This is a genomic window from Citrobacter farmeri, assembly GCF_019048065.1.
Lineage (GTDB): Bacteria > Pseudomonadota > Gammaproteobacteria > Enterobacterales > Enterobacteriaceae > Citrobacter_A > Citrobacter_A farmeri.
Genome location: NZ_CP077291.1, coordinates 3751342 through 3773319 on the forward strand (window position 1 = coordinate 3751342; position 21978 = coordinate 3773319).

Below are 21978 nucleotides of genomic sequence, written 5' to 3' on the forward strand. Positions count from 1 at the left end.
CTTAAGCGCATGATAGACTATGCCTTTAAATCTCACCTAGCGCGAGTAAATCTATGAAAATCGGCATCATTGGTGCAATGGAAGAAGAGGTTACGCTGCTGCGTGACAAAATTGAAAACCGTCAAACTCTCACCCTGGGCGGTTGCGAAATTTACACCGGTCAGCTTAACGGAACCGACGTTGCGCTGCTGAAATCCGGTATTGGTAAAGTCGCGGCAGCGCTGGGCGCAACGCTGCTGCTTGAACGCTGCAAGCCGGACGTCATTATTAACACCGGTTCCGCGGGCGGTCTCGCACCGACGCTGAAAGTGGGTGACATTGTGGTGTCTGATGAAGCGCGCTATCACGACGCTGACGTCACCGCATTTGGCTATGAGTTTGGTCAACTGCCAGGCTGCCCGGCCGGCTTTAAAGCCGATGAAAAACTGGTCGCCGCCGCGGAATCCTGCATTGCACAACTGAACCTCAACGCGGTGCGTGGTCTGATCGTCAGTGGTGATGCCTTTATCAACGGTTCCGTAGGACTGGCCAAAATTCAGCATAATTTCCCACAGGCGATTGCTGTTGAAATGGAAGCCACTGCGATTGCCCACGTTTGCCATAACTTCAAGGTACCGTTTGTGGTGGTCCGCGCGATCTCTGACGTCGCCGACCAGCAGTCCCATCTCAGCTTTGATGAATTCCTGGCCGTTGCCGCGAAGCAATCCACGTTGATGGTCGAATCGCTGGTACAGAAACTGGCGCATGGCTAAATCCCTCTTCAGGGCGCTTGCCGCCCTGCTGTTAGCCCTTCCGGTGTGGCTGCATGCCGCACCTCGTGTGATTTCACTCTCTCCAGCCAATACGGAACTCGCTTTTGCCGCCGGGATCACGCCCGTTGGCGTCAGCAGCTATTCTGACTATCCGTCCGAGGCACAACGCATTGAACAAGTCTCGACCTGGCAAGGTATGAATCTGGAACGGATTGTGGCGCTGAAGCCGGATCTGGTCCTCGCCTGGCGCGGCGGCAATGCCGAACGGCAGGTGAATCAACTCACCTCGCTGGGCATCAGGGTCATGTGGGTCGATGCCGTCACGATTGCGCAGATCGCCGACACGTTGCAGAAACTGGCCGCTTTTAGCCCGCATCCTGAAATGGCAAAGCGCGCCGCGCAAACCTTGCTGGACGACTATTCGCAGCTAAAATCTCAGTATGCCAGCAAAGCGAAAAAACGCGTGTTTTTGCAGTTTGGCATCAATCCTCCCTTTACCAGCGGAAAAGGGTCAATTCAAAACGAGGTTATTGAGCTCTGCGGTGGAGAAAATATCTTTGCCGGCAGCCGGGTTCCCTGGCCGCAGGTCAGTCGCGAACAGGTGCTGGCGCGCGCGCCGCAAGCGATCGTTGTCGCCGGAGATGCGGGGGAAATTCTCAAAATTAAGCAATACTGGGGTGATCAGCTACAAATTCCGGTAATTTCCCTCAACAGTGACTGGTTTGAACGCGCAAGCCCGCGTATTATCCTCGCCGCAAAACAGCTCTGTAATGCGCTTGCCCAGGTGAATTAGCGTCTGCCCCCACCAGTTTGTTGTGAGGTTTTGAGAATGCTCGTCTATTGGCTGGATATTGTAGGTACCGCGGTATTTGCCATCTCTGGCGTGTTACTGGCCGGAAAACTACGTATGGACCCGTTTGGCGTGCTGGTTTTAGGCGTGGTTACCGCCGTGGGCGGCGGGACGATCCGCGATATGGCATTAGATAACGGGCCCGTTTTCTGGGTCAAAGATCCTACCGATCTGGTGGTGGCAATGGTTACCAGCATGTTGACAATTCTGCTGGTGCGTCAGCCCCGACGCTTACCCAAATGGATGCTGCCGGTGCTGGACGCCGTCGGTCTGGCGGTGTTTGTTGGCATTGGCGTCAACAAAGCGTTTATTGCAGGGACCGGCCCCCTGGTGGCTATCTGTATGGGCGTCATTACCGGTGTGGGCGGCGGTATCATTCGCGATGTGCTGGCGCGGGAAATCCCAATGATCCTGCGTACGGAAATCTACGCGACAGCCTGTATCATCGGCGGGATTGTCCACGCAACCGCACATTACACTTTCGCGATGCCGTTAGAAGCCGCCAGTATGTTGGGGATGGTTGTCACGCTGGTGATTCGCCTCGCGGCGATCCGCTGGCATCTGAAGCTACCGACATTTGCGCTAGATGAGAATGGACGTTGACTTGATTTTGCCCGATGACGCTGCGCTTATCGGGCCTACAACAGAACAACACCGTAGGCCGGATAAGGCATTTATGCCGTCATCCGGCATGACAGACAGCACTCAGATGCTGAAGGAAGAACCACACCCGCAGGTGCTTTTCGCATTCGGGTTGGTGACTATGAAGCGGGAACCTTCCAGACCTTCGGTGTAGTCAACGGAGCCGCCGACCAGATACTGCAGGCTCATTGGGTCAACCACCAGGCCTACGCCCTGTTTCTCGATGGTCATATCGCCTTCGTTGATCTGATCATCAAAGGTAAAACCATACTGGAAACCGCTGCATCCCCCCCCGGTGATATACACACGCAGTTTCAGGTTCGGGTTTTCTTCGTCAGCGATCAGGCTTTTTACTTTATTGGCTGCTGCTTCAGTAAATTGCAGTGGCAGCGCTACGTCATCACTCATATTTTTGCTCCAAACGACATCGGCAATTGGGCAAATTCTGACCCAATATTCATGCCATTATCTAATACCCTGGTATTTCATTCAAGTATTCTCGCCAGCGGTGGTCGTCTGACTTTTTGCCGCCTGCTCCGCTTCCTGCTTCGCCAGCGTGCGGGCAAGAATAGTGGAGTATAGCGGTTTTCCACCGAGGAACTGTGCCAATAGTGTTGCGCCAAGACAGGTAATAATCATTGGCAAAATGAGCTGATAGTTATCGGTCATCTCCAGCACCAGCACAATCCCGGTCAACGGCGCACGCACCGAAGCCGCCAGCAGTGCGCCCATTCCGGCGATGGCAAAGGTCCCTGCCTCAAGCTGATAGTGCGGGAAACCGGCGGTTGCTGCCATACCAAATGCCGTCCCCAGCAGTGTACCCAACGCCAGCATCGGGGCAAAGATGCCGCCCGGCGCACCAGAAGAGAAACAGAGCAAGGTGGTCATCACCCGCGCAATAAAGATAAACAGCAGTAGCCCGACGCTAAAATTACCCGCCGCAGCAATCGGGATAAGGTTAAAACCGCCGCCCGCCGCCGCAGGTTCAATCAGCCCCAGAATGCCGCACAGACCGCCAATCGCCCCGCCCATTAGCACCCATTTAGTGGTATTACCGTGATGAAAACGCTGGAACATATCCTGGGTACCCAGCACCAGCTTATTGAAGACAGGTCCCACGCAGCCGAAAATCATCCCGAGGATCAGGTACAGCCATAGCGTATTAACCGGCGCGTTGGACAGTTTCCCCACCTCGATGATCGGCGATTCGCCATTGAAGATGCGAAAAACAATGCTCGACATGATCACGCCGGTAAAAACGGCTTTGATCGAGATAAGGTTGTAGCGAAACTGCGGGCGCATCTCCTCAATGATAAACAGTATGCCCGCCAGCGGTGCATTAAACGCGGCGGAAAGCCCAGCGGCCGCGCCGGTTGCCAGGAGGGTGTGTCGCGCTTCGGCGCTGCGCATGCGGAAGATATCCAGTACCATGCGGCCAATATTGCCGCCAATTTGCACTGTCGGGCCTTCGCGCCCCAGCACCATGCCCGCCCCCAGCGTTCCCATCCCGCCAATAAACTTGACCGGTAATACGCGCCACCAGCGAACGGGGCGAAGCTCTTCCAGCGCCCCTTCGATCTCCGGAATCCCCGACCCGCCCGCTTCCGGCGCAAATTTACGCACCAGAAAATAGCCAACCATCGCCAGTAATGCAGAGAGAATAAACGCCAGCGGCCAGAGCATAAGCGGATGATCGGCCACATTCACCAGCGCACCGATACGCAGGTTTTGCACCCAGCTCACCGCTTTTTCGAACGCCACGCCTGCCAGACCGGTGAGCGTCCCCACCACTGCCGCCATCAATAAGATCGCCAGCGGCGTTTTATCACGCTCCAGGAGCCGACGGATTTGATCCCTGCGCCGTAAGCGCACAATTTGCTGTGCTTCAAAAGAGGGAGTTTCTGTCTTCATCAGATGATCATTAATTGGTAATACAAATGCAGAGGCGGCATTGTACTCGCCTCTTCCCCGAAAATCCCCTGCAAATCGTGATGTTTCAAATGCGCAAAACTTTCATAACCTTCTCTGAATAACTAGAATAGCGGGCATTCACTTTTTCTACGAACCAGGAACCCATCCATGAGTAAGTCTGAAAACCTCTACAGCGCGGCACGCGAGCTCATCCCCGGCGGCGTTAACTCCCCTGTTCGCGCCTTTACTGGCGTGGGTGGTACTCCGCTGTTTATCGAAAAAGCAGACGGCGCCTATTTGTACGATGTCGATGGTAAAGCCTATATCGATTACGTTGGCTCCTGGGGTCCGATGGTACTGGGTCACAATCATCCGGCAATCCGTAATGCGGTTATCGAAGCCGCCGAGCGGGGCTTAAGCTTCGGTGCGCCAACCGAGATGGAAGTCAAAATGGCGGAATTAGTGACCGAACTGGTCCCGACAATGGACATGGTGCGAATGGTAAACTCCGGTACGGAAGCAACCATGAGCGCCATTCGTCTGGCGCGAGGTTTCACCGGCCGCGATAAGATCATCAAATTTGAAGGCTGCTACCACGGCCACGCGGACTGTTTGCTGGTGAAAGCGGGTTCCGGCGCGCTGACGCTGGGCCAGCCGAACTCTCCGGGCGTACCGGCAGATTTCGCGAAGCACACTCTGACCTGTACCTATAACGATCTTAATTCCGTGCGCGCCGCGTTTGAGCAGTTCCCGCAGGAGATCGCCTGTATCATCGTAGAGCCCGTGGCGGGCAATATGAACTGCATCCCACCGCAACCGGAATTCCTGCCGGGTCTGCGTGCGCTGTGCGATGAGTTTGGCGCGTTGCTGATCATCGACGAAGTGATGACCGGCTTCCGCGTGGCGCTGGCGGGCGCGCAGGATTACTATAACGTGGTGCCGGATCTGACCTGTCTGGGCAAAATCATCGGCGGCGGTATGCCTGTGGGCGCGTTTGGCGGTCGTCGCGACGTGATGGATGCGCTGGCACCCACTGGTCCGGTCTATCAGGCGGGCACCCTCTCCGGCAACCCAATTGCGATGGCAGCAGGTTTTGCCTGTCTGACCGAAGTCGCGCAACCGGGCATTCACGAAACGCTGGATGAACTGACGACGCGACTGGCGGAAGGTCTGCTGGAAGCGGCACAGGAAACCGCGATCCCGCTGGTCGTTAACCACGTCGGCGGCATGTTTGGGATTTTCTTCACCGACGCGAAAACCGTCACCTGCTATCAGGACGTGATGGCCTGCGACGTTGAGCGCTTTAAGCGCTTCTTCCACATGATGCTGGACGAAGGGATTTACCTTGCGCCATCCGCGTTTGAAGCGGGCTTTATGTCCGTGGCGCACAGCATGGAAGACATCAACAACACTATCGACGCAGCACGCCGGGTGTTTGCTAAGCTGTAACAGAGTACGTTTTAAACCGTAGGCCGGGTAAGGCGAAGCCGCCACCCGGCTTTTTTATTGCCGGATGGCGACGCGAAGCGTCTTATCCGGCTACGCGAAAACGTGCGAATCAACGACTCTGCTTACGTAACAGATAAATAAAGTACGGCGCGCCGATAAACGTCGACAGTATCCCTGCCGGAATCTGGTACGGAAACAGCACCATTCGCCCGCACCAGTCGGCGAAGATCAGTAACAAGCCTCCCGCCAGCGCCGACATCACAATATGCGGCATCGTTCGACGAAAACCCAACATCCGGGCAATATGCGGCGCCATCAGTCCGACAAAGCTCAGCGGGCCAATCGTCATTGTAGCGGTGGCCGTCAGACTGGCCGCCAGCAACAACAGCCCTACCCGCGACGGCGTCAACGCCATACCAACTGCGCGTGCGGTATCGCCGCCCAACGGTAAAATCGTCAACCAACGACGACAGAGTGGCGTGATGGCCAGCAGGATCACCATCACAATCCCGGTATGCAGCACCTGCTCGCCTGAAGCGTTATAGGTCGACCCGGAGATCCAGGTCAGTACCCCCGCCATGCGCGGATCGCCGCTCGCCTGCAGCATCATCAGCAACATGGTAAACGCGGTACTGAGCGCCATCCCGGCCAACAGCATACGGTGGGGAGAGAACCCTCCCCGTCCGGCGGCGATCATGATGATCAGCAGCGTAGCGGCAGCGCCGAGACTCCCGGCGGGCAGCAGCCAGCCAAACGCATTACCCGGCACCAGAAACAGCATCAGTACAACACCGAACGCCGCGCCGGAACTGATCCCCAGCACCTCAGGACTCGCCATCGGATTTCCGGTTAGCCGTTGAATAATGCACCCCGCAACGGCCAGCATCACCCCGGCGATCATCGCCGCCAGAATGCGCGGCCAGCGCCAGGGCATCAGCTCTTCCAGCTGCGCGCCGCTGGCCCAACTCCAGCCCTGCGCATCACGCCCCAATGACAACGCGACATACACCCCAATCAATAACAGCAAGCCGCCGATCAGCGCATAGCCCAGCACATGCTGACGTTCTGTCGCCACACGATCGCTGACGTTCATGTCCGGTGCGCTCATGCTTCGCAGGCGCGGCAATAGCCACAGTAGCAGGGGGGCGCCGATCAGCGCGGTCACAGAACCGGTGGACACTTCCATCCATACCCGGGTCAGCCAGAGAATGATCTGATCGGAAAGCCAGAGAATCAGCGCCCCGATCAGCGGAGCCAGCATCAGACGCGCCAGCAGACGACGCGCGCCCAGCATTTTCGCCAGCAACGGCGCAAACAGGCCGATAAAACCAATAATCCCCACCGCGTTGACCAGCAGCGCGCTGAGCACAATCGCCAGCGTCAGCGCCGCCAGACGCGCCAGCGACAGCGCCAGCCCCAAATTACGCGCCACGCCGTCGTCCAGCCCCATCAGGGTCAGCGGGCGTAACAGCACCAGGGCAAGCATCACACCGCCCAGCAGTTGCGGCCACAAACGCTGCACGCCGCCCCAGTCGGTTTGCGTCAGCGTTCCTGTACTCCACAGGAACATGCTTTGCAGCTGATCGTGGTGGAAGATAACCAACAACTGATTGATTGCTCCACAGTAGAGACTGACCACCAGACCGGCGAGGATCAGCGTCACGGGAGAAAGACGTTTACCCCAGGCGACGCCAAACACCAGCGCCCCGACAATACAGGCTCCCGCCAGAGCGGCGAACTGCGCGGCCATCACACCCGGGATCGCCCATAACGTCGTGACCGTCATCCCCAACTGTGCGCCGGTCGCCACGCCCAGCGTGGTCGGTTCCGCCAGCGGGTTGCGTAGTACCTGCTGAAAGAGTACGCCAACCAGGCCCAGCCCGGCCCCCACCAGCAGGGAAATCACCAGACGAGGGAGAAGGCTGTAATGGAAGATCATCTGCTCGATGAGGTCGATATTGGGTGACCACAGCGCCTGCTGCCACTGATTTCGCGGCAGCGCAATAGAGAAATTTGTCCAGGTTAAGCCCACGGCGACAATAAACAGCAGCGCCAGCAATAGCGCCGGGAAGCGCGCAATACGCTTGCTCACGCTTTGCCCCCCAGCGCATTATCCAGAATGCGCACAAAGTTCATGGTCGACAATGTGGCACCATAGAACCACACGGGGGGAACACGCTGGAAACGCCCTTCGCGCACGAACGGCATTGCCTGCCAGAGCGGTGTCGCCATCAGTGCCGCCATCTCTTTGTTATTCCCATGATCAAAACAAAGCACATCGGCATCTTTGTAGGCCGCAAGACGATCAATCCCCACCACCGTACTGCCCCAGAAGTTGGTTTCCCCTTGCCAGGCGTTGCGAATACTGTACTCATCCAGCACGTCCTGGAACAGGCAGTTCGGGCCAAAGACCAGCATATGACGGGGATCAAGCAGGGTGACCAGCAGCAGCGGACGCTCGCCGCGCTGTACAAAGCGCGGTTTTCGGCTGGCAATAAAATGGTCATATTCCGCCAGATGCCGCTCGGCTGCCGCTTCCAGATTCAGCATCTGCGCCATGTCGATCAGAGAACGACGCGCCACCGCTAAGGGTTGTTTACCATCGCTGAAGTTGAAGCCGCGTCCGGGGGAAATACGCGCCAGCGTTTCGGGAGAAGGGCCGTAGCCTGTCGACCAGAACATATATGAGGGCTTCATTTCGGTCAGCAACTCCAGATTCGGCTCGGTGCGTAATCCGACATCAATCACCGACGCCGGCAGTGGAGGATCGTTTACCCACAGGCGGTAATTGGGAATGTCCGCCACGCCGTAAGGCGTCACGCCAAGCGCCAGCAACAGCTCGACCGGCAGCCACTCCAGCGCCACGATGCGATGCGGATCGACCGAAGCCGCGCGCGCTGGTTTCATCTGCCAGAGCAGCGGAGAGAGTGCCATCGCCGTTAATAAACGACGACGCGTTATGTGGTGTAAACCGCTCATCAATACACAAAACTCACAGGTGCAGCGCCTGCCGGATGCGGCAGGATCCCCATCGGTATGCCATAAATCTGTTCCAGGTTTTCACTACGCATCAGGTCGGCGGGTGTTCCCTGGGCAATCATTTCACCGCCGCGCAGTGCGACTAAATAGTCACAGTAGCGGGCAGCCATGTTGATATCATGCAGCACGGCGATCACCGTCAGACCGCGCTCCTGGCTGAGACGATGCACCAGCGCCAGTACATCAACCTGATGGGCAATATCCAGCGCAGAAGTGGGTTCATCCAACAGCAGACAGCGGCTGTCCTGCGCCACCAGCATCGCAATCCACGCGCGCTGGCGTTCACCGCCGGAAAGGCTGTCAACCAGACGATGCGCCAGCGGCTTTAATCCCACCAGCGCGATCGCTTCTTCCACTTTTTCTCTGTCCGCGACGCCAAAACGACCCAGCGCCCCGTGCCACGGATAGCGACCGATCGCCACCAGTTCACGTACGGTCATCCCTTCCGCCTGCGGCAACTGCTGCGGCAAATACGCCACCTTACGAGCGAACGCTTTGCTGTTCCAGGTGCTCAGCGGCTGAGCGTCCAGCAGGATATCCCCTTCTGACGGCGGCTGATGGCGACCCAGCATTTTCAACAACGTGGATTTACCTGAACCGTTGTGGCCGATAAGGCCAGTCACTTTACCGACCGGAAAGGTTAACGACAGAGGATGCAGAAGCGTGCGACCGGGCACGCGAAAGGAGACATCACGCAGTGCAAACGTGGTATCGGGATGATGGGTCTGTTCCTGCATAGCGGCCAACTTGTAAAGCGGGCACGCAATGCGTGCCCAAAGAAAAATTAGAAACGGAAAGTTGCAGTAGCAACGACCTGACGTTCCGCGCCCCAGAAGCAGCCATAGGTGTTAAAGCAGCTAGCGACATATTCGCGGTCAAACAGGTTGTTGACATGCAGCGCGACGTTGGAACCCGCCATGCCAAGGCGTGCCAGGTCGTACCGAACCAGCGCATCCACCAGGGTATAGCTGCCGACTTTAAAGGAGTTCGCCGGATCGCCATAGCTTGAGCTGGTATAGCGAACGCCAGTGCCCAGGGTCAGGCCGGAGAGCGGGCCGTCAAACATCGTGTAATCACCCCACAGCGACGCCATGTGTTTTGGCACCTGCGCCGGGGTGTTGCCTTTGTAGTTGGTGTCGGTGGTGTATTCCGCATCCGTATAGGTGTAGGAGCCCACCACGTTAACGCTGGCAGACAGCGCCGCTTTCGCTTCCACTTCCACGCCGCGGGAACGAATTTCACCCCCTTCAACCGAGAAGAAGGAACCGTTAGGATCCGCCATCAGGTTGTTGGTTTTGGTCAACTGATAGACCGCACCGGTGATCACAATCGGACGATCGCTCGGAACATATTTCACGCCCGCTTCGTACTGTTTGCCTTTAGACGGTGCAAAGATGCTGCCGTTCGCGCCCACGGTAGAAGCCGGTTCGAACGATTCGCTGTAGCTGAAGTACGGGGTCACGCCGTTGTCGAACAGGTAGTTAACGCCGCCACGCCAGGTGAACTCGTTATCATTACGTGAATGCTGGATATTCTCTTCACGATCCAGAGAGTCCTGCTGCGCCCAGTCGTAACGTCCGCCCAGAGTCACCAGAACGTTATCCCATTGCATCTGATCCTGGGCGTACAGGCCGGTCTGCTTCTGTTTGTTCAGAACGCGGTAAGCGGCGCCAGGTCCAGGGTGTGAGCCAAAATCAAAGTCGCTGCGGTCAAGGTTGTAGATGTCAGATGGCGCAACCGACCCCGCCCAGCCAAACCAGGAGTTGATGTCGTTACGCATGCGCATAAAGTCAACGCCGGTCAGCAGGGTGTGATCCAAAGAGCCGGTCGCAAACTTGCTTTGCAGTTGGGTATCTACAGAGAAGTTCTGCAGTTTTTCGTTATCATCCACGTACTGACGGGTCAGCGTATGACCCCACTGTGACTGCGGCACGCTGGCGCACGGACTGCTGCCCGGATTGCTCGAATAGAGCGGATCGGAGCACATGCCGTAACCGTAGACGCTGTTCTGCGAAACTTTGTTTTCCGCGTAACGCAGGTTCTGGCGCACGGTAAAGGTATCGTTGAATTCGTGGTCGAAGCTGTAACCGACCATCTTCTCATTACGTGAGTAGGTATTGTTGTTCGCGCCTTCGTTGAAGTCGGTCGACAGACGCTTACCGTTTGGCAGCGTGCTGACGGTCCCTTCTTTCGGCAACCAGCCGTAGTAACCGGTCTCAGGTTCGTTCTGGAAGTAGGACAAGAACGTAAAGTTAGTTTTGTCATCCGGACGCCAGCTAAAGGATGGCGCGATAGCATAACGCTGTTCTTCTGCACCCTGCTGCTGCGCATTCGCCGAACGGGCCAGGCCGGTTAAGCGATAAGCGTAAACACCGTCGTCATCCAGCGCATCGCTGAAGTCAAAACCGGTCTGAAACAGGCTGTCAGTGCCCATTTTAAACTGAACTTCTTTCAGCGGTTCGGTGGTTGGACGCTTGCTGACCATGTTCAACAAACCGCCCGGGTTGCTCTTCCCGTACAGAACGGAAACCGGACCACGCATCACTTCCGCGCGTTCCAGCATATAGGGGTCGATCACCGCATCGTTGTAGAAATTCCCCTGCATCTTCAGGCCATTCAGATAGTTATTCTGACTTTGGCCGTCGGCAGCGAAACCACGAATGATCAGATAGTCATAGGTGTTAGACGCGCCACGGGTACCCACGGCAACGCCTGGAGTATAGCTGAGCGCCTCTTTTACGGATTTCGGCTGATGCAACGCCATCTCTTCGGCAGTTACCACAGAAATAGACTGCGGAACTTTTTGAATGGGGGTGTCCGTTTTGGTCGCCGTGGCAGACTGGCGTGCCGCGATCGTCGCTGCCGGCCCCCATGCACTTTCCTGCGGAGCAGGAGCCGCGGTCACGGTGATAGTGTCTTCTTTTTTCGGTTCAACCGCCGCCTGTGCATAGACAGACATGCCGCTAACCGCTGTGGCTACTACAACTGCGATTTTACGCAGCGAGTGTTTTGGCTGAGCAGTTTTTTGACGCGCCATTGGTATATCTCTGATGGAAAGTGAATGATAACGTAAACGAGAATTATTATTATGCCGGCAGAATAATATTCGAAACGCTGCCGCGATAGCAAGCAATACGCGCCCCTACTAAAACTAAGGGGTTAATAAGTATCCAGATGAAAAGAAAGGGTTAAGAAAGTGGTGTGAAATGTTTTTGTGGGGGAATTGCCGGATGGCGGCAAAAACGCCTTATCCGGCCTACAAACTCAATGCGGTATTGATCCTGTAGGCCGGATAAACGAAGTGCCATTCGGCACGACGATTAGTTACTGCCGAACATGTCTTTAATCCAACCCGCCACGCCGTCGCCGTCTTTCTTCTCTTCCTTCGGCGGCTGTTGTTGCTGTTGCTGCTGTTGCTGTTGCTGCGGCTGAGAAGATTGATCGAACGGGTTTCCGGTCGGCTGTTGCATCATTTCACCCTGTTGGCAGAGCGAATCCGGGTCTGATGTCCAGACCGGCAACGTGCGCATGCCGCCGCTGCAGACAAAGTTGCCGTCATAGTCGACACCCATCTCCGCAATATCCTCCGGCGGAGTCAGCGTCAGCGGCGTCGGCGTCTGGTTCGCCAGATAGCGCTGATAAATCGACATCGCTCCGCTCGCACCGTACAGCTTCGTTGGCTGGTTGTTATCGCGACCTACCCAGGTGATAGTCACCTGGCTGCCGTCAATACCGGCAAACCAGGTATCGACGTTGTTGTTCGTGGTCCCGGTTTTACCCGCCAGATGCAGATTCGGATACTTCGCGCCAAGCTGACGACCGGTGCCGCGCTGCACAACCTGCTGCATCGTCCACAGTGTCATATAGGCAGCCTGAGCCGGAACGGCGCGCTCCGCCTGCGGGAAGCTCTGGTACAGCACGGTGCCATCTTCGGCAATAACCGAACGCAGCGCGGAAAGCGGTGCACGGTTACCGCCGCTGGCGATCGTCTGGAACGCCTGCGCCACTTCGATTGGCGTCAGGTTCAGCGCCCCCAGCAGCATAGCCGGAACCGGATGCAGTTGCTCTTTCGGCACGCCCAGCTTCTGCCAGGTATCAGTAACGGCGGGCAGGCCAAGCGCCATCCCCAGATTGACCGTTGGTACGTTCATGGAGCGCGTCAGCGCATCCACCAGCATGACTTTTCCACTTTCGCTGTAACGACGATCGTCATTCTGCGGCGACCACACCTGACCGTTTGGCTGACGCAGTGCAATCGGCGCATCGGCAATCCAGGTATTCAGGCGATAGATTTTCGGCTGGCTCAGCGCGGTCAGATAGGTCGCCGGTTTAGCCAGAGAACCAATCGAACGACGCGCCTGCATCGCGCGGTTATAGCCAGCAAACTGCGGTTCAGCGCCACCGACCATGGCGCGGACTTCGCCACTGAAGCGGTCCACCACCACAATCGCAGTTTCCAGATCGCTCAGCTTGCGCTGTTTTTTCAGTTCCGGAATCCCGTCAACCGCCGCTTTCTCGGCTGCATCCTGGGCAACAGAATCAAAGGTAGTAAAGATCTTCACGCCGGAGAGATCTTGCACCTTGTCGCCCAGCTTCGCCTGCAACTCCTGACGCACCATCTGCATAAACGCAGGCTGTGGTGAGATCACCCCACCGCGCGGCTGCACGCCTAACGGGCGCGCGCTCAGCATGTCGTACAGTTCCTGATCGATCACCTGCTGTTGTTGCAGAAGACGCAACACCAGGTTACGACGTTCAAGCGCCAGTTTCGGGTTACGCCACGGGTTGTAGATCGACGCCCCTTTCACCATTCCCACCAGCAGCGCCTGCTGATCAAGGCTCAGTTCCTCTACCGGGCGACCAAAGTAGTACAGGCTCGCCAGTGGGAAACCGCGAATTTCGTTATCGCCGCTCTGACCGAGATACACCTCGTTCATATACAGCTCAAGAATGCGATCTTTGCTGTAGCGCGCATCCATCAGCAGCGCCATGTAGGCTTCGTTAGCCTTACGCCAGTACGAACGCTCGCTGGAGAGGAACAGGTTTTTCACCAACTGTTGGGTCAGGGTACTTGCTCCCTGAACCGTACGCCCGGCGGTCAGATTCGCCAGCACCGCGCGGCCGATAGAGTATAAGCTCACCCCGTCATGCTCATAGAAATGACGGTCTTCGGTCGCCAGCAGCGTATCCACCAGTAGATCAGGGAAGCCGCTGCGCGGAACAAACAGCCGCTGTTCGCCGTTTGGCGATGAGAGCATGGTGATCAAGCGCGGATCGAGACGGAAGAAACCGAACTGGCGGTTGTTATCCATGTTGACGATCGTGTCCAGACGGCCGCCATCGAACGACAGACGCGCACGCACCTGGCCCTCTTTACTGTCCGGAAAATCAAACGGACGGCGGATCATCTCAATGCTGTTGGCCTGCACGGTAAACTCGCCAGGACGCGTCATCTTACTGACCTGACGATACTGGGTGGCCTCCAGTAATTTGACCATCTCGTTTTTGCTGACCGACATTTCCGGCTCAAGGTTGACCATCCGGCCATACACCGCTGCCGGCAACTGCCAGACTTTGCCATCGATACGGCTACGGATTTTTTGATCCAGATAGACGCCGTAGATAGCAAGCAGTACCGCAAAAACAATCGCTATTTTTAGCAGCAGCCACAACCAGCCGCGCTTGCCACGAGGCTTACGCCCTTTGCCTTTACCTTTACGCGGCATCGGTTCTTCATCCTCATAGTCATCATCATAATCGTCGTCATACTCATCATCTCTGAGTTGGCGACGGCTCACCTTTTGTTTCACCGGACGCGTGGGTTTCCCTTTGCGTCCAATTGGCTCGCGGTCATTCCCGGCCATGCTTTTTCTCCGCAACATTCAGGCGCAAAGGCCTGATTCTCTGTTCTTCCGTCAGAAGACAGAAGAAGAAATCTCTCAATTTTACTGTTCTTTTCCCGGATGTGGCCTGAACGCCTTATTCCGGCTTACGAATACTTTTTTGTCCGCCGCGTCGGCGCCGTGTTCGCCGGATCGTCCGGCCAGACGTGTTTGGGGTAACGCCCTTTCATCTCTTTTTGCACCTCGCGATACGACCCCTGCCAGAACGCCGCCAAATCCCGGGTAATCTGCAACGGTCGTTGCGCGGGGGATAAAAGCTCCAGCACCAGCGGCACGCGCCCCTCGGCGATGGTTGGCGTACGGGCCTCGCCAAACATTTCCTGCATTCTGACCGCCAGCGCCGGCGGGTTATCTTCGTAATAACGAATGGCTATCCGGCTACCCGTCGGCACAGTGTAATGTGTGGGTAACGAACTCACCAGACGAAGCTGTAGGGAATAATCCAGTAATCCGTTCAATGCCTGGTGAACATCCAGCGATTTCAGGCCGCGCAGCGAATGGACGCCGCTCATATGCGGCAGCAGCCAGTTCTCCAGCGTGTCCAGCAATGTCCTGTCGTCCACCGCAGGCCAGTCATACTCCGGCAGCCATTTCGCCGCACAGTGCAGGCGTAACCGCAGTTGTTCTGCTGCGGGTGTCCAGTTAAGTACGTTCAGGCCTTTATCACGAATGCCGTTGAGCATCGCCAGATGCAGTTCCTCTTCGGATGGTTTTGCCAGCGGCTGGACTTTCACCGTCAACGCCCCGATCCGCAGTCTGCGCCAGGCTTTCAGCGTCCCCTGCGCCTCATCCCACTCAATGGTATCAGACTGGTGTAATAATTCAGGACAACGCTGGACAAGCGCGTCGATATCGAGCGGCAGCGCCAGCAGGATCCGCGCATCCGGCGACGCGCTCCCCTGTAATAACAGGGGCGCAATCAACCATTCGTGCCGCCCCAGCGCATCATCGGCGTCCAGCGCCACCCCCATGCCATTTGCCAGTTGATAACGCCCATCCTGGCTGCGTCGACGTGCGATGCGATCGGCAAAGGCCTGGGCCAGCAACGGAGCAATGCGCGACGCATCCACTTCGCCGTTGCGAACATTCAGACGGTTGAGAAGCTGCCGACTACGCTGCTCCCAGGCGGGCTGATGGCGGGAAAACGCCACGCCAAGATCGGTATTGCCCATCCGCGGTGGCTCCTCAAGAACCGCCGCCAGCTTTGCCGCCGTGGCCGCATCGTCGGGTGTGGAAGCACTGACTAACATCGCGGCCAGACGCGGGTCGTTACCCAACGCCGCCATTTTTTGTCCCGTCACACTGAGCTGCTCGCCGTCCAACGCCCCCAGCAGGTGCAGTAATCGTTTCGCCGCCTGTAAATTGACTACAGGCGGGAGATCCAGCCAGGTGAGTTGCGCGGGATCGCGACATCCCCACTGCAACAGTTCCATCAGCAAACCAGAGAGATCGCTGTGCAAAATTTCAGGATCCCCTTGCGCTGCTGCGCGTTCCGCCTGCTCTTTGGCAATCAGATGCAGGCAGATGCCCGGCTCCAGACGCCCGGCACGCCCGGCGCGCTGGGTCATGGAAGCATGACTGATGCGCTGCGTGATAAGCCGGGTCAACCCGGTACGCGCGTCAAACCGCGCCACCCGCTCCTGCGCGCAATCAACTACCAGGCGAATCCCCTCAATGGTCAGACTGGTCTCCGCAATATTGGTCGCCAGCACAACTTTGCGCATGCCTTGCGGGGCAGGCAAAATCGCTTTGCGCTGATCGTTGAGCGGCAGCGCACCATAGAGCGGACACAGCAGTACATCACTGCCGACTCGCGTACTTAACTGCTCTTGTACGCGCAGAATCTCCCCGACGCCAGGTAAAAAAAGCAGCAGCGAGCCAGGCTCCTTGCGCAGCAGTTCGGCGCAGGCAACCGCCACGGCTTCGTCGAAACGCAACTGCGGCGCCAGCGGCTGATAACGGCGCTCAACGGGAAAGGCACGCCCTTCAGAAACAATCGCTGGCGCATCCGGCAGGCACTGTTGCAGGCGATCGTTATCCAGCGTGGCGGACATGATCAGCAGCTTGAGGTCATCGCGCAGCCCTTGCTGTACGTCCAGCAGCAACGCCAGCGCGAGATCCGCCTGCAAACTGCGTTCGTGAAATTCATCGAGGATCACCAGCCCCACGCCGCTGAGCTCCGGATCGCGCTGGATCATCCGCGTCAGCACCCCTTCGGTGACCACCTCAAGCCGTGTTGCAGGCCCGACGCAGGATTGCGCCCGCATCCGATAACCGACCGTCTCACCGGGCTTTTCATCGAGCAGTTCGGCAAGCCTTTGTGCCACGTTACGCGCCGCCAGACGACGTGGTTCCAACAGGATAATCCGCCCTTTGATAGCCTTGTGCGCCAGAAACTGTAGCGGTAACCAGGTTGACTTACCGGCGCCCGTCGGCGCGCTCAGCAGTACCTGCGGCGCAGAGTCCAGGGCGGTAAGCAATTCAGGCAGTACAGCAGCAACCGGTAACGACGTCACAAATAGCTCCAGAGGGTTAACATTCTTCGCGCCGCATTGTAGCATCGCGTTAATTCATAACCGAGTACCTAAGATGTCTGAGCCGAAACGGCTGTTTTTTGCCATCGAACTGCCCGCCACGGTACGTGAGCAAATTATCTCGTGGCGGGCGGCTAATTTCCTCCCTGAGGCGGGGCGCCCCGTTGCAGCCGATAACCTGCATTTGACGCTGGCGTTTCTGGGTGAGGTAAGCCCTGACAAACAACAGGCGCTGATCGCCCTGGCCGGACGCATTCGTCAGCCCGGATTTACGCTCAGTCTGGATGATGCCGGGCAGTGGTTACGCTCTCGCGTGATCTGGCTGGGGACGCGTCAGTCCCCGCGTGGGCTGTTGCAACTGGCAAATATTCTGCGGGCCCAGGCGGCGCGCAGCGGGTGTTATCAAAGTCCACAGCCGTTTCATCCTCACGTGACGCTGCTGCGCGACGCCAGCCACGCCGTGGCGATCCCGCCGCCAGGCTTTTGCTGGTCATTTCCAGTGACGGAATTTGCCCTGTACGCCTCCTCTTTTTCCCGAGGACGCACGCGTTACGCCAAACTTCAGCGCTGGACGCTCACCAAATAAGAAAGGAAATGCGTGATGCAATTTACTCCCCCTCTCCAGCGTGCGACGCTGGTTCAGCGATATAAACGCTTTTTAGCCGATGTGATCACACCTGACGGGACTGAACTCACGCTACACTGCCCTAATACCGGGGCGATGACGGGGTGTGCAACGCCCGGTGATACGGTCTGGTATTCGACCTCGGCGAATATCAAACGCAAATATCCGCACACCTGGGAATTAACCCAGACCCAGACGGGCGCGTTAATTTGTGTTAATACATTATGGGCTAACAGACTGACGAAAGAGGCCATTGAACAGGGACGAGTTTCAGAACTTTCAGGCTATTCCACGCTGAAAAGCGAAGTAAAATACGGCGCCGAACGGAGCCGTATTGATTTTATGTTACAGGCAGATTCACGGCCTGACTGCTATATTGAAGTGAAATCGGTAACGTTAGCGGAAAAGGATTTTGGTTATTTTCCCGATGCCATCACTGAACGAGGTCAGAAACATCTTCGGGAACTGATGAGCGTAGCGGCTGAGGGCAAACGCGCAGTGATTTTCTTTGCCGTTCTGCACTCCGCCATTACACGGTTTTCACCCGCGCGCCATATTGACGCGAAATATGCGCAACTATTGTTCGAGGCACAGCGTAAGGGGGTAGAAATTCTGGTTTATAAAGCGGAACTTTCTGCCGATAGTATGACTCTGATAGAGCCATTAACTGTCACTTTATAGTGTTGTAAACAATTGGTTATTTAGTATTCTGGTCGCGTGCGCAAATACGCTTTTCCTCACAGGGTTGTCAAGTGTTACGTTTAGTTAATTGCTATCCGGAAAAGCATCTGCTATTTATAGCGACCTGATTTTTCCCCCGAACATGGGGATCGATAGTGCGTGTTAAGGAGAAGCAACATGCAAGAAGGGCAAAACCGTAAAACATCGTCCCTGAGTATTCTCGCCATCGCTGGGGTGGAGCCGTACCAGGAGAAACCGGGCGAAGAGTATATGAACGAAGCCCAGCTGTCGCACTTCAGGCGTATTCTTGAAGCATGGCGTAATCAACTTAGGGATGAAGTCGATCGCACCGTTACTCATATGCAGGATGAAGCTGCCAACTTCCCGGACCCGGTAGACCGTGCCGCGCAGGAAGAAGAGTTCAGCCTCGAACTGCGTAACCGTGACCGTGAGCGCAAACTGATCAAAAAGATCGAGAAAACGCTGAAGAAGGTTGAAGACGAAGATTTCGGCTACTGCGAATCCTGCGGTGTAGAAATTGGTATTCGTCGCCTGGAAGCGCGTCCAACAGCCGATCTGTGTATCGACTGCAAAACGCTGGCTGAAATTCGCGAAAAACAAATGGCCGGCTAAGGCCTGGCGTTTGAAACGTTTACAACAGGCGGGGTTTTCCCCGCCTGTTCATTTTTACGCAAAAGATGACTGACTCACACTACATTGGCCGATTCGCCCCATCACCTTCCGGCGAACTGCACTTTGGCTCCCTCATTGCAGCCCTGGGCAGCTATTTACAGGCTCGCGCCCGTCAGGGTATATGGCGAGTACGTATAGAAGATATTGATCCCCCTCGTGAAGTTCCCGGTGCCGCTGACACTATTCTGCGTCAACTGGAACATTACGGCCTCCACTGGGATGGCGACATACTATGGCAATCACAGCGCCATGATGCCTACCGCGAAGCGCTCGCCTGGTTATACGACCGGGGGTTGAGCTACTACTGCACCTGTACCCGAGCACGGATCCAGAGCGTTGGCGGGATTTATGATGGTCACTGCCGCGAGTTACATAACGGACCGGAGCAGGCGGCGGTTCGTATTAAACAGCAGCATCCCATCACCCGTTTTCACGATCGACTTCGCGGAGAGATTCAGGCTGACGAACGACTGGCGAGAGAAGATTTTATTATCCATCGTCGTGACGGACTGTTTGCCTATAACCTGGCAGTGGTGGTGGATGATCACTTTCAGGGGGTCAGCGAAATCGTGCGCGGTGCCGATTTAATCGAGCCAACGGTGCGACAAATCTCACTGTACCAGCAGTTTGGCTGGACACCTCCGGACTATATTCATCTGCCGCTGGCGCTCAATGAACAAGGCGCTAAACTTTCCAAACAGAATCATGCCCCTGCCTTGCCGCAAGGCGATCCGCGTCCCGTTCTTATGGACGCGCTGCGCTTTCTTGGCCAACAAAGTGACTTGCCGTGGCAGGAGATGCGCGTCGACGAGATCCTGGCATTCGCCGTGACAAACTGGACGCTTTCGACGATACCGGAATCGGCGATTGTAAATCCGGCATTCTCAAATACGTCGTGCTGAGCTATGATTAGCCGCTATTTTTACACAGCACATGATTTGAACTGAATTCTGAATATTGTTTGACACTACCGAGGTGCACTATTTTTACCCGAGTCGCTAATTTTTGCCGCAAGGTGCTAAGCCGCGAGGAGAGCGAGGCCGAAATTGCCGTCGCCCGTCCGCGTATGACGGTCATCCCGCGCGAACAGCACGCTATTTCACGCAAAGATATCAGTGAAAATGCCCTGAAGGTAATGTACAGGCTGAATAAAGCGGGATACGAAGCCTGGCTGGTTGGCGGTGGCGTCCGCGACCTTCTGCTCGGCAAAAAACCGAAAGATTTTGACGTCACAACCAACGCGACGCCAGACCAGGTGCGCAAACTGTTCCGCAACTGCCGCCTTGTAGGTCGCCGTTTCCGTCTGGCGCACGTCATGTTTGGCCCGGAAATTATTGAAGTCGCCACCTTTCGTGGTCATCACGAAGGCAGCGAAAGCGACCGCACTACGTCCCAGCGCGGACAAAACGGTATGCTGCTGCGCGATAACATTTTCGGCTCTATTGAAGAAGACGCCCAACGCCGCGATTTCACCATTAACAGCCTTTATTACAGCGTCGCGGATTTTACCGTTCGCGACTATGTCGGCGGCATGCAGGATCTGGAAGATGGCGTGATTCGCCTGATCGGCAATCCGGAAACCCGCTACCGCGAAGATCCGGTGCGTATGCTGCGCGCCGTGCGTTTCGCAGCGAAGCTCGACATGAAAATAAGCCCGGAAACGGCAGAGCCGATCCCGCGCCTGGCCACGCTGCTCAACGATATCCCGCCCGCGCGCCTGTTTGAAGAGGCGTTGAAGCTATTGCAGGCGGGCTACGGCTATGAAACCTATAAAAAGCTGCGCGAATACAGCCTGTTCCAGCCGCTGTTCCCGACCATCACTCGCTATTTTACCGAGAATGGCGACAGCGCAATGGAACGCATCATCGCGCAGGTGCTGAAAAATACCGATAACCGCATTCATAACGATATGCGCGTTAACCCGGCCTTCCTGTTTGCCGCGATGTTCTGGTATCCGCTGCTGGAAATGGCGCAGAAAATCGCCCAGGAAAGCGGTCTGGCTTACTACGACGCGTTCGCACTGGCGATGAATGAAGTGCTGGATGAGGCCTGCCGTTCGCTGGCGATCCCGAAACGCCTCACCTCGCTGACCCGCGACATCTGGCAATTGCAACTGCGCATGTCCCGCCGTCAGGGTAAGCGCGCGTGGAAGCTGATGGAGCATCCGAAATTCCGCGCCGCGTATGATTTACTCGCCCTGCGTGCCGAAGTGGAAAACAATGCCGAGCTACAGCGTCTGGCGCAGTGGTGGGGCGAATTCCAGGTTTCTGCACCACCAGAGCAGAAAGGTATGCTGAACGAGCTGGATGAAGATCCATCGCCGCGTCGCCGTCACCGTCGTCCGCGCAAGCGCGCGCCGCGTCGTGAAGGAACGGCATGACCCTCGTTTATATCGCGCTGGGCAGCAATCTGGCCTCTCCTCTGGAGCAGGTCAATGCTGCCGTCAACGCGATAGGTGAGATCCCTGAAAGTCGGGTCGTTGCCGTCTCTTCCTTTTATCGAACCCCACCGCTGGGTCCGCAGGATCAGCCTGATTACCTGAACGCCGCCGTGGCGCTGGAAACGGCGCTCGAGCCAGAAACATTGCTTGATCACACCCAGCGCATTGAACTTCAGCAAGGCCGGGTACGTAAAGCCGAACGCTGGGGGCCGCGCACGTTAGATCTGGATATCATGCTGTTTGGCGATCGCGTCATCAACAGCGAACGGCTGACCGTGCCGCACTACGACATGAAAAACCGCGGTTTTATGCTCTGGCCGCTGCTTGAAATTGCTCCTGATCTGCACTTCCCTGACGGCGCCTCACTGCATCAGATACTCACTCACCTTGGCGCAGAAAAACCCGCGCGCTGGTAATGGCCCTAACCTCAATTCCCGTTTATTGCTTTCGCGCAAACAG

At 56.6% G+C, this 21978-nt stretch carries 19 protein-coding genes; 10 read left to right on the top strand and 9 right to left on the bottom strand.

Annotated features, from left to right (window positions below; genetic code table 11):
* Positions 1-53: 53 nt before the first annotated feature.
* From mtnN to I6L53_RS17635, 3 genes are read left to right on the top strand one after another with little or no spacing between them, the layout of a single operon-like run.
* A complete protein-coding gene (mtnN, locus tag I6L53_RS17625; RefSeq protein ID WP_042323715.1) occupies positions 54-752 on the top strand; it encodes a 5'-methylthioadenosine/S-adenosylhomocysteine nucleosidase in 699 nt (232 codons plus the stop codon).
* Complete coding sequence (btuF, locus tag I6L53_RS17630) at positions 745-1545, top strand: vitamin B12 ABC transporter substrate-binding protein BtuF (RefSeq protein WP_042323717.1); 801 nt, start codon at positions 745-747, stop codon at positions 1543-1545. Before mtnN ends, btuF begins: the two co-directional genes overlap by 8 nt.
* A 36-nt stretch (positions 1546-1581) precedes the next feature.
* Positions 1582-2205, top strand: a complete 624-nt coding sequence (locus I6L53_RS17635; RefSeq protein ID WP_042323720.1) for a TRIC cation channel family protein — start codon at positions 1582-1584, stop codon at positions 2203-2205.
* 102 nt (positions 2206-2307) lie between these two features.
* On the opposite strand, the gene erpA is transcribed toward I6L53_RS17635, so the two are convergent.
* From erpA to clcA, 3 genes are read right to left on the bottom strand one after another with little or no spacing between them, the layout of a single operon-like run.
* Positions 2308-2652, bottom strand: coding sequence for an iron-sulfur cluster insertion protein ErpA (gene erpA, locus I6L53_RS17640; RefSeq protein WP_042323722.1), 345 nt, complete (start codon positions 2650-2652; stop codon positions 2308-2310).
* Positions 2649-2705, bottom strand: coding sequence for a small protein YadW (yadW, locus tag I6L53_RS23845; protein WP_368668230.1), 57 nt, complete (start codon positions 2703-2705; stop codon positions 2649-2651). The genes erpA and yadW overlap by 4 nt, the downstream gene beginning before the upstream one ends.
* A 28-nt stretch (positions 2706-2733) precedes the next feature.
* Entirely contained in the window at positions 2734-4155 is a 1422-nt protein-coding gene (gene clcA, locus I6L53_RS17645; protein WP_042323725.1) for a H(+)/Cl(-) exchange transporter ClcA, read from the bottom strand.
* A gap of 168 nt (positions 4156-4323) precedes the next feature.
* Here clcA and hemL point away from each other — a divergent pair, with 168 nt between their 5' ends.
* Positions 4324-5604, top strand: a complete 1281-nt coding sequence (gene hemL / locus I6L53_RS17650; RefSeq protein ID WP_042323727.1) for a glutamate-1-semialdehyde 2,1-aminomutase — start codon at positions 4324-4326, stop codon at positions 5602-5604.
* Between the two features lie 109 nt (positions 5605-5713).
* On the opposite strand, the gene fhuB is transcribed toward hemL, so the two are convergent.
* The 6 genes from fhuB to hrpB form a co-directional block, all read right to left on the bottom strand.
* Entirely contained in the window at positions 5714-7696 is a 1983-nt protein-coding gene (fhuB, locus tag I6L53_RS17655) for a Fe(3+)-hydroxamate ABC transporter permease FhuB (RefSeq protein WP_042323730.1), read from the bottom strand.
* Entirely contained in the window at positions 7693-8583 is an 891-nt protein-coding gene (gene fhuD, locus I6L53_RS17660; protein WP_042323732.1) for a Fe(3+)-hydroxamate ABC transporter substrate-binding protein FhuD, read from the bottom strand. The genes fhuB and fhuD overlap by 4 nt, the downstream gene beginning before the upstream one ends.
* Entirely contained in the window at positions 8583-9380 is a 798-nt protein-coding gene (gene fhuC / locus I6L53_RS17665) for a Fe3+-hydroxamate ABC transporter ATP-binding protein FhuC (protein WP_042323735.1), read from the bottom strand. The genes fhuD and fhuC overlap by 1 nt, the downstream gene beginning before the upstream one ends.
* Before the next feature lie 47 nt (positions 9381-9427).
* Positions 9428-11680, bottom strand: a complete 2253-nt coding sequence (gene fhuA, locus I6L53_RS17670) for a ferrichrome porin FhuA (protein ID WP_042323737.1) — start codon at positions 11678-11680, stop codon at positions 9428-9430.
* 283 nt (positions 11681-11963) lie between these two features.
* Complete coding sequence (gene mrcB, locus I6L53_RS17675) at positions 11964-14507, bottom strand: bifunctional glycosyl transferase/transpeptidase (RefSeq protein ID WP_042323739.1); 2544 nt, start codon at positions 14505-14507, stop codon at positions 11964-11966.
* A gap of 125 nt (positions 14508-14632) precedes the next feature.
* Positions 14633-17062, bottom strand: a complete 2430-nt coding sequence (hrpB, locus tag I6L53_RS17680) for an ATP-dependent helicase HrpB (protein WP_042323740.1) — start codon at positions 17060-17062, stop codon at positions 14633-14635.
* Between the two features lie 73 nt (positions 17063-17135).
* Here hrpB and thpR point away from each other — a divergent pair, with 73 nt between their 5' ends.
* From thpR to folK, 6 genes are all read left to right on the top strand, one after another.
* Positions 17136-17666, top strand: a complete 531-nt coding sequence (gene thpR / locus I6L53_RS17685) for an RNA 2',3'-cyclic phosphodiesterase (RefSeq protein ID WP_042323743.1) — start codon at positions 17136-17138, stop codon at positions 17664-17666.
* Positions 17667-17681: 15 nt separating this feature from the next.
* Positions 17682-18386 (top strand): DNA/RNA nuclease SfsA, encoded by a 705-nt coding sequence (sfsA, locus tag I6L53_RS17690; RefSeq protein WP_042323745.1) that lies wholly within the window; start codon positions 17682-17684, stop codon positions 18384-18386.
* Between the two features lie 177 nt (positions 18387-18563).
* A complete protein-coding gene (gene dksA, locus I6L53_RS17695) occupies positions 18564-19019 on the top strand; it encodes an RNA polymerase-binding protein DksA (protein WP_003829221.1) in 456 nt (151 codons plus the stop codon).
* 65 nt (positions 19020-19084) lie between these two features.
* Positions 19085-19981: a tRNA glutamyl-Q(34) synthetase GluQRS gene (gene gluQRS, locus I6L53_RS17700; RefSeq protein ID WP_042323746.1), complete on the top strand. Its 897-nt coding sequence runs from the start codon at positions 19085-19087 to the stop codon at positions 19979-19981.
* Between the two features lie 80 nt (positions 19982-20061).
* Entirely contained in the window at positions 20062-21459 is a 1398-nt protein-coding gene (pcnB, locus tag I6L53_RS17705; RefSeq protein ID WP_205685287.1) for a polynucleotide adenylyltransferase PcnB, read from the top strand.
* The gene (folK, locus tag I6L53_RS17710; RefSeq protein ID WP_042323750.1) at positions 21456-21935 is read left to right on the top strand and encodes a 2-amino-4-hydroxy-6-hydroxymethyldihydropteridine diphosphokinase; all 480 of its coding nucleotides are present in this window, start codon (positions 21456-21458) and stop codon (positions 21933-21935) included. Before pcnB ends, folK begins: the two co-directional genes overlap by 4 nt.
* The last annotated feature ends 43 nt before the right edge of the window (positions 21936-21978 follow it).

Excerpts from the sequence above, each read along its gene's own strand:
- mtnN (WP_042323715.1), top strand. The coding sequence starts at position 54 with ATGAAAATCGGCATCATTGGTGCAATGGAAGAAGAGGTTACGCTGCTG.
- btuF (WP_042323717.1), top strand. The coding sequence starts at position 745 with ATGGCTAAATCCCTCTTCAGGGCGCTTGCCGCCCTGCTGTTAGCCCTT.
- I6L53_RS17635 (WP_042323720.1), top strand. The coding sequence starts at position 1,582 with ATGCTCGTCTATTGGCTGGATATTGTAGGTACCGCGGTATTTGCCATC.
- erpA (WP_042323722.1), bottom strand. The coding sequence starts at position 2,652 with ATGAGTGATGACGTAGCGCTGCCACTGCAATTTACTGAAGCAGCAGCC.
- clcA (WP_042323725.1), bottom strand. The coding sequence starts at position 4,155 with ATGAAGACAGAAACTCCCTCTTTTGAAGCACAGCAAATTGTGCGCTTA.
- hemL (WP_042323727.1), top strand. The coding sequence starts at position 4,324 with ATGAGTAAGTCTGAAAACCTCTACAGCGCGGCACGCGAGCTCATCCCC.
- fhuD (WP_042323732.1), bottom strand. The coding sequence starts at position 8,583 with ATGAGCGGTTTACACCACATAACGCGTCGTCGTTTATTAACGGCGATG.
- fhuC (WP_042323735.1), bottom strand. The coding sequence starts at position 9,380 with ATGCAGGAACAGACCCATCATCCCGATACCACGTTTGCACTGCGTGAT.
- fhuA (WP_042323737.1), bottom strand. The coding sequence starts at position 11,680 with ATGGCGCGTCAAAAAACTGCTCAGCCAAAACACTCGCTGCGTAAAATC.
- mrcB (WP_042323739.1), bottom strand. The coding sequence starts at position 14,507 with ATGGCCGGGAATGACCGCGAGCCAATTGGACGCAAAGGGAAACCCACG.
- thpR (WP_042323743.1), top strand. The coding sequence starts at position 17,136 with ATGTCTGAGCCGAAACGGCTGTTTTTTGCCATCGAACTGCCCGCCACG.
- sfsA (WP_042323745.1), top strand. The coding sequence starts at position 17,682 with ATGCAATTTACTCCCCCTCTCCAGCGTGCGACGCTGGTTCAGCGATAT.
- dksA (WP_003829221.1), top strand. The coding sequence starts at position 18,564 with ATGCAAGAAGGGCAAAACCGTAAAACATCGTCCCTGAGTATTCTCGCC.
- gluQRS (WP_042323746.1), top strand. The coding sequence starts at position 19,085 with ATGACTGACTCACACTACATTGGCCGATTCGCCCCATCACCTTCCGGC.
- folK (WP_042323750.1), top strand. The coding sequence starts at position 21,456 with ATGACCCTCGTTTATATCGCGCTGGGCAGCAATCTGGCCTCTCCTCTG.